Below are 7,173 nucleotides of genomic sequence, written 5' to 3' on the forward strand. Positions count from 1 at the left end.
ATTTTATTATCATCTTAATTAAAATATAATAATTCAAATAAGTGGTGTTTATGATGGAAAAAATGTATAAAATCCAGCCTGATAGTATGCATCCTTTTAATTGGAATGGATTCCTTGAATGTGTTCGACATTGTAATGGAACCCTCCATTCTATTCATCTACATACTGGCGAATCAATTGAAATTCAAAGTAAATTAGAGTTTGAGGGTCCATTTACCCTTACTAGAAAAAGTAAAGACTTATTGAATATGAAAATCAGAGCTTCTCATCCTCTAATTCTAAAAGATTTAACCTCGCATTTAGATAAAGGGTATATGATTATTAAAGCAGAATTAAATCAATATGATATGGCAAGATGGCAAAGTTATAAATTTAATGCTACAGTCATCTAAATAATTAACGAGTCCTTTATCAATGATGAAACGATATTAATTTTAATACGAAAAAGATGACTTTGTTTTTACACAAGTCATCTTTTTTGGCTTTATCTTTTGAATATGATTACTTATCTAATTTGAATGTAACTACTCCAATACCTATTTCTGCATTTACATCTAAAATCACATCAGCATTTTCATAAGCTTCGTTTACATAAACCCCGTCACCTTTAGAAATAAAGTTTTTGGCATCGATATCTCCAATACCTTTACTACTCTTAATTTTCACTCCTACTTCTGAAGGTAAGATAAATGTTGTATCCCCAACTCCCGTTTCAATATTAGTTTCAAAACTTTCTTTCCACTTACCGCTCAAATCAACAGTAAGATCACTAACACCCGTTTCAATGTTTAATTGCTGAAGCTTTAGACCTTGTAAATCTAATTTTGCAACCGAAGCACCTGTATTTACCGAAAGTTTCATTGGAACGTCTTTTGATAGCTTTATATTCCAGTCATTTTTAGCATTTCTGACCTTAGAGAATTTATTTTTTTTCTGTTTAATTACCACTTCCCCTTTTTGGTTTTGATAGTCATAATCAACAATTGGATCTAGCTTTTTCGTATTGTATTTAATACTCCCCTCAACCCAGTCTTTTGCCCCTTTTGTAACCGTTAATTCCCCAGCTCCTACTTTAAGTTCTACATCTAATTCTTTTGCTTTGTCCTTTTCAATTAAAATCGATTCTTCTTTTACTTTTCCTTTTACTGTAGGAATGCTGTTACTGCTACAACCAGATACAATTAATAGCATACTAAAAATAATTCCAATACCTAATGATTTTTTCATTTCTTCGTCTCCGTTTCTTTTGTCTTCTTGTCCTTTTGTTTTAACCAAATACCCAAAACAGAATTTGGTTTAATTTAACAATAGCACTCTTTAATCATATGATGCCCTACCATTTTTCAAATGAAGCTGAAGCTATATTTTTTCATAAGACTAAAGGCGTAATAGACAATTAGGGGATTTTTCACGCATGTCCTATTAAAATTGGATACACCTACCAAATTAATAGTGCTTTGATTGAATCAGCAATACTTTATTTAGCTTCGCAGACTCCCCTTCAACCAAGCCCGATTTCGATAATATCCAATCGGTATTTGGATTAAACATGTTTCCTTTTTCAATTGATATAAGTCATCACACAACTTCACATTATATCCGAGTAACGGATGCCCTCCCATTCCAAGAGCTGACGCAGCTATCAATAAGCGTTGAACAAGCATTCCCGCTTCCATCTGCTGTATGCGGTATCCTCGGTATCCTAATGCTTCTTTGTAATGATTAAGATCACCTACGACATGCAAACATAGTGGAATTTGTTGCATATTTACATTATCTAGAGATAATCCATATTGAAGATGAAGCCGCTGGTCTCCTAGTTGTATCTCTTTTAAAGCATGAGCTACATTGTCATATTGATAAGCTCCAGCTGTTATATCTTCAATGTTATACAGACACCCATATAATGAAACACGAGAATTTTGATTTATAGGCAGAGAATCCAAATCATTACGGTATAAGAAAGAAGCTGTTGCCTCATGCATTATGGCGCTGAGATCTTCTTTGCTTACCTTCCCTAAAGTAAAATCCATCTCTGGTGAAAATCGATTCCGACACGCAAGTGACAGGTCATAAGATAATCGCGATGTATGGGGTAAATCTATCCTATGTCCATTTCCAAGTATATTTTCATTCATATTAATTCGTTTAAAAGATTGTGTAGATTCGATTTTAGACGCATCATTCATGCTAACTAACATCGGAAACTCTTTCACTCTAAGTGAACGCATATAATGATTATGTTGAATGGATGGTAATTCACGACATAATGTTCCAGTGGTTACATTCGGATCCAGTTTATTACTAGTAGACAAATAACATGCAGATTCCATTGAAAGTGCGATAACTGCATACGTGCTCTCCTCTTCTTCCCCTAAGCCAAGCAGATGATTAATAGCACGATCAAGAAATTGAAAGTATACCGCCGATTCGAACCCAAACCGTTTTGCTACTTCCAATAACTGTCCAATTAGTACACCCGTATCCATACCTTGAAGCCGATAAGAAAAATTATTATATTTAAAGTAATTTTTCCAAAACATTGTCGATACAAAGACAGTTCCAAAACAGGATGATAAATCACATCTTTCACCAAGAGCCGAGCCAATATATGAATCGAAATTCCCTTCTCGTAATAGCACTAGTCGATGATGAGCTACATCGTAATGGTAGACACCATTTGGTAAATCATCCATCTTTAGATATACGTATAATTCATTTGGATACAATGCTCCTCCAGAAGGGGCAAAGCGTCGAAACGATTGAAATAAATCTATTTCTTCAGTTGAATCCAATGAAAAGATTGTTTCACTATACTGAGTTAGACCGTACACATACCAAAGGAAATCACCGATTGTGTGAAAGTTAGGTATAGAGGCTACTTTCCTTTCTTCAAGAGTCAGCCGTACCTCTAAAGAAAATGGAAACGTCTGTAAGCCACGGTAAAGCTTATACGGTAGTGGTGCATCATCCCAATCTACTTCCCAATTCGGTGGACTCAATTTTTCAACGTTAAAGTGTAGATTATGCAAAAATGTATCAAGAGCCATCCTGCTACCTCCTAATCAGCACTTATGGAAATGGATGTGGATGCGGATTTAGCTGTTCAAAGGTCAAAGGTTGACTCACATACCCGAGTTTCATCGGTACCGTTAGTACTCTTTCTAGCCCTGTAACTCTCGTAAGATGATGCCCGAATGTCATTGGCAACATTCCAGGAATCAACACCTTCACACAATGCAACCCATTCCGCTCAATTTCAGGTGTTGTCTGATTTACCACAATTACATCAAGATTTAACCGACGAAATTCTTGCATAATATCCTTCAAATCATCTACCAAATCTGAATGTTTTGTTTTACTCTTGAATTCCTCATCAAATGTTCGCATCGGACGGTCATCGTCTAGCAAAAAATGTAACCGTTCTTCTGTTTGAGGCAAACCAAACAGCATCCCATGATCATCCATCTGCTGAACTAATGTAGAATTGTGAAACATTTTTTCATATTCATCTCGGTTATCTTCAAATTGCTTGTCAAGTGTTAGCATCATGCCAGCAAGCTCATGAACCGCACTTTTCACCGCCCGTATCGGATCAAAATGGGCTCCAGCAGCGCAGATAATATTCACTCCTTTTTGTTTTGTGTTTTTCGCCATAGCCCATACACTTGGAATGCCGTGTTCCATTGTCGAATTAAACAAATAGATTTCATATCCTGCAACCGCCCGTGCTCGATCAATCATCAAGTGCAATTCTTCATCATTTGCAGAATATGGATCGAGACGTGGTAGATTCAATTGTGCATACCAAGTCAGTAGAAACGAATCACGTTCCACCACTTCCATAATTCCATAAAAGATGGCTTCCTCCAAACTTCCACCTATAGCACAGCCATTGGAAGTTTCATAGACAAAACCTTCTCCACACCCTAAGCTATAGTAAGCAAGAAGCTCCGGAACTAAAATCGGACGATCCTGTAAAAACGAATGGCCCCACACCCAATTGATTGGTCGATGATCATCAAACGGTTGGAACGGAAACCCCTGTTGTTTATAATTATCTGTTGAATGCACACCTAGCTGTCGAGGATCAAGTGCTTGATGTTTAACATTGTTATAGCTATCATGAATAACCGTCCTTTTACCACGTGGCTCCATACCACAATACCGCTCCAAGCCTTCTAAAATAGCAGTCAACACACTAATTGTATACGAATTAGTCCGACCCGCTGTTCCTTCATCACCAATAATCAAAGGTAAATTAACACTTGCATCAGCAAATGGAGGTACAAGATCGATCATTTTATTATTTAAAAAACCCATTTTTTGATCTAGATAGTCTTTAACCAAAACTTTACCCAAATCATCCATCGAACGGCTTCGGTAACTATCCGGACTAATCTTAGGACTTGGTTGTAAAGATATTTGAGCTACAGTTGGAGAATCAACAGGTAATTGACTGCAAATTGAACATAACGGGTCAGGAAGAAAAGAATGCCATGACGAATTCAAAGTGTTCAAGTTAAGCAACGCGACTTTCCCTTCCGAGTTAGGATGATCCTCGTTTAAAAATTTCTGGACTTCCACCCCTATCAAATTAGCCATCTGTAAAAGTCCCGTACGTGATGCCGCTACGTCACGTTCTGTTCCTCCATTCTCTTGTATGAACAATTGTATATCCCACATTTCTTTTCGGTCTCTCCCTGCCATAAAACGCCTCATATCAGCGCACTTAGAGCACCCTATCGTATCAGGCCGAACCAGAGGACCAACCACTCCCTCACCAAATGATACAAAACCACGAAGCCATCCAACACCCGCCGACCGAAAAACTTCTTCCGCCTGATAATGAATGGAGGGATTCCAACCATCATGCAACACTAAAGCTATATCAGTCGTTTTCGGTATACCTGCCTCGAGATCAGTCTGGTGAATGACCTGATATTGGTTGGTCAGTTCTTTACATACAAGATTTGCTAACACTCCATCTCCAACTACCAATACCACCCTATTCACCTTGGCTCCTCCTCTCGCAATAACACACCAAACACACCAGCCAATTCTTCTTTGAAAACTGGTTCCAATTCAAGCTCGAGAGCTGCTAAACGCTTATGATTCTGCTTTAAAATTTGCATTGCAGTTTGTAACAGATCAGAATGAGTCGTCTCATCAAGCGCCGGAATGATAAGTCTTCGTTGTATCTTTACATCTTGAAAGTTAGCCTCAACTTCCAAACCACGCAACAGAGAATAATCTTTTTTATTTTGAGCTTTCATAATAGCGTTTTGTAACGCATGCCGAAGTGCCATTGTCATATTCAAACCTACACAGCCGTACCATTTGTCACTTATCCCGACCCATACAACAGGAAAGCCGAAAACTTCCTTTCCTAAACGTAAGCTCGGAGGACCTTGCATTGTAGTTAGCGCCTTCAAATAATATTGACAACGTTCATCTTCTACTGCTTCCAATTTTACCTGTGCGACGTGGTTATTCACACTACACTCTTGATTCCTTAATACTTCATCTAAACATTTTTGTAATCCACGACAAACACCTTCAGCAAATGTTTCACCTATTCCAACACCAACAAACTCCTCTGGCTGTATGGAGCATTCTTTATGTGAAGGTAAAGTAGTTATAAGCTGTCTGACTGTATGCGACACATACACTTCAATTCCTGTTAAACCAGCTTCCCTTCGTGCTTCTTCATGTGTTAAATCGCTACAAATGATTTCTGGTAAAAGCTCCGCTGGACCCTCCGACAGAGGATCAACTACCTGTACAAAGCATTGAGCAAGTGGTAGCTGATGTAAATCTCCCTCATCCCATCTATGGAAAATACCTGATTGATCCGAAGTCAATATACTAAAGGATAAAAACCATTTTCCTGGTTCGCTTTCCATTGATTTTTGTTTAAGTCTTATAACAAAATCATCAACCCATTTAGCAGCAATATTTCCATTTACAAGCGGATGAGGCATGAAAGGGTGCCAACTTCCTGCTAAAGTTTCCATATTTAACAAATAAAATTTATTATTTTGTTTCCATTCGTTCATTCCTGCGGTTTCTTTAAATAATTCAAATGCTATCACATTCGCTAACATTGCTCCTGCTGTTGAAGAAAAAGAAGAAGATTGACAGTCTTCATTAAGGACTGTTCGATGTAATCGACTCCATGCATTCTCCCAGCATCCCTTAGACTCTGAGTTCACCAACGGACCAACAAGGCCTACATGCCCAAGGCAGATTGCTGGCAAAAACAACTTATTTTCTTGCAAGCAAATTGCGTGAATTTTTCGTAATTCCTCTAAATCACCTTCCTGTGAAACATACAAGATTGAATCAAATGGTTGCACAATCTCTCGCCAAGAACTTTCACATTCTATATCCATGTGAATCTCTTCAACTGTTACTTCGAGATCTGTCTTTCTAGCATGTGTCACGATTTCCCTTAAACGCTGTCGATTGGTCGGTACTGAATCCGTAATAATAATATGAAATTTCGATAATCCTGATTCAATCAATGCAGAAACTAACGAAACAAAAAAAGGCCCCGATCCAACTGCTAACGCTTTCTCTTGACGATAGGATTGAAAACGGTAAGCTCCCGAATCTCCAAAGCTTTCTAAAAACTCAATTTGAGAAGCATATTTATCAAGAACTTGTTTCGACAATTGATGCGGACGATCCTGATTTACATCTCGAACAAACCCATTTCGATATAAAACTTCCGCAATCTCGAAAACCCTATCTCGATATGAACCAGGTAAACCATCTGTCAGTTCCTTTAACGTATGCTTTCCATTGAACATTGGCAAAAGTTTTTCAACCCACTGGATAATCGTACTGCCTTCCATACGAAATGAACTTACATTATTCCGAAAATAGACGCCTCTGTTTTGATCGGGGAGAAAGAAAGTATCCCTTTTCACTTTCAGACGCATTGAAGGGTTCAAATTTATCATGCCTATCCTCCTAACCCATGGCTTGTTCTAAAATCTGTATCATTACCTTCATTCCTATCCTATGTATGACAATTTGTCTCATATGTCTAATCCTAAAGAGAAAAAGTCCCTGCAACGATTAATGCAGGGACATCTCCTTCGTTTTGAAAGAACAGAACTATTAACGGCCACAACGTCCACAGCGGCCACAACCACCGCATCCACC

The 7,173-nt window shown here is 38.0% G+C and carries 5 protein-coding genes; 1 reads left to right on the top strand and 4 read right to left on the bottom strand.

All coding sequences use genetic code 11. The features are described from left to right. The first annotated feature begins 53 nt into the window (after positions 1 to 53). The gene (locus tag V7014_RS17710) at positions 54 to 392 is read left to right on the top strand and encodes a hypothetical protein (RefSeq protein ID WP_335508818.1); all 339 of its coding nucleotides are present in this window, start codon (positions 54 to 56) and stop codon (positions 390 to 392) included. A gap of 109 nt (positions 393 to 501) precedes the next feature. Here the strand turns inward: V7014_RS17710 and V7014_RS17715 are convergent, their stop codons facing one another. From V7014_RS17715 to V7014_RS17730, 4 genes are all read right to left on the bottom strand, one after another. Continuing rightward, positions 502 to 1,227, bottom strand: a complete 726-nt coding sequence (locus V7014_RS17715; RefSeq protein ID WP_335508820.1) for a toast rack family protein — start codon at positions 1,225 to 1,227, stop codon at positions 502 to 504. Between the two features lie 254 nt (positions 1,228 to 1,481). Then, entirely contained in the window at positions 1,482 to 3,050 is a 1,569-nt protein-coding gene (locus V7014_RS17720; protein ID WP_335508821.1) for a SagB family peptide dehydrogenase, read from the bottom strand. Between the two features lie 22 nt (positions 3,051 to 3,072). Beyond that, the gene (locus V7014_RS17725; RefSeq protein ID WP_335508823.1) at positions 3,073 to 5,016 is read right to left on the bottom strand and encodes a TOMM precursor leader peptide-binding protein; all 1,944 of its coding nucleotides are present in this window, start codon (positions 5,014 to 5,016) and stop codon (positions 3,073 to 3,075) included. After that, the gene (locus V7014_RS17730) at positions 5,013 to 6,968 is read right to left on the bottom strand and encodes a putative thiazole-containing bacteriocin maturation protein (RefSeq protein ID WP_335508825.1); all 1,956 of its coding nucleotides are present in this window, start codon (positions 6,966 to 6,968) and stop codon (positions 5,013 to 5,015) included. The genes V7014_RS17725 and V7014_RS17730 overlap by 4 nt, the downstream gene beginning before the upstream one ends. Positions 6,969 to 7,173 lie beyond the last annotated feature (205 nt).

The sequence above is a fragment of the Bacillus sp. JJ722 genome (assembly GCF_036963345.1).
GTDB lineage: Bacteria > Bacillota > Bacilli > Bacillales > DSM-1321 > Bacillus_AD.

Excerpts from the sequence above, each read along its gene's own strand:
- V7014_RS17710 (WP_335508818.1), top strand. The coding sequence starts at position 54 with ATGGAAAAAATGTATAAAATCCAGCCTGATAGTATGCATCCTTTTAAT.
- V7014_RS17715 (WP_335508820.1), bottom strand. The coding sequence starts at position 1,227 with ATGAAAAAATCATTAGGTATTGGAATTATTTTTAGTATGCTATTAATT.
- V7014_RS17720 (WP_335508821.1), bottom strand. The coding sequence starts at position 3,050 with ATGGCTCTTGATACATTTTTGCATAATCTACACTTTAACGTTGAAAAA.
- V7014_RS17730 (WP_335508825.1), bottom strand. The coding sequence starts at position 6,968 with ATGATAAATTTGAACCCTTCAATGCGTCTGAAAGTGAAAAGGGATACT.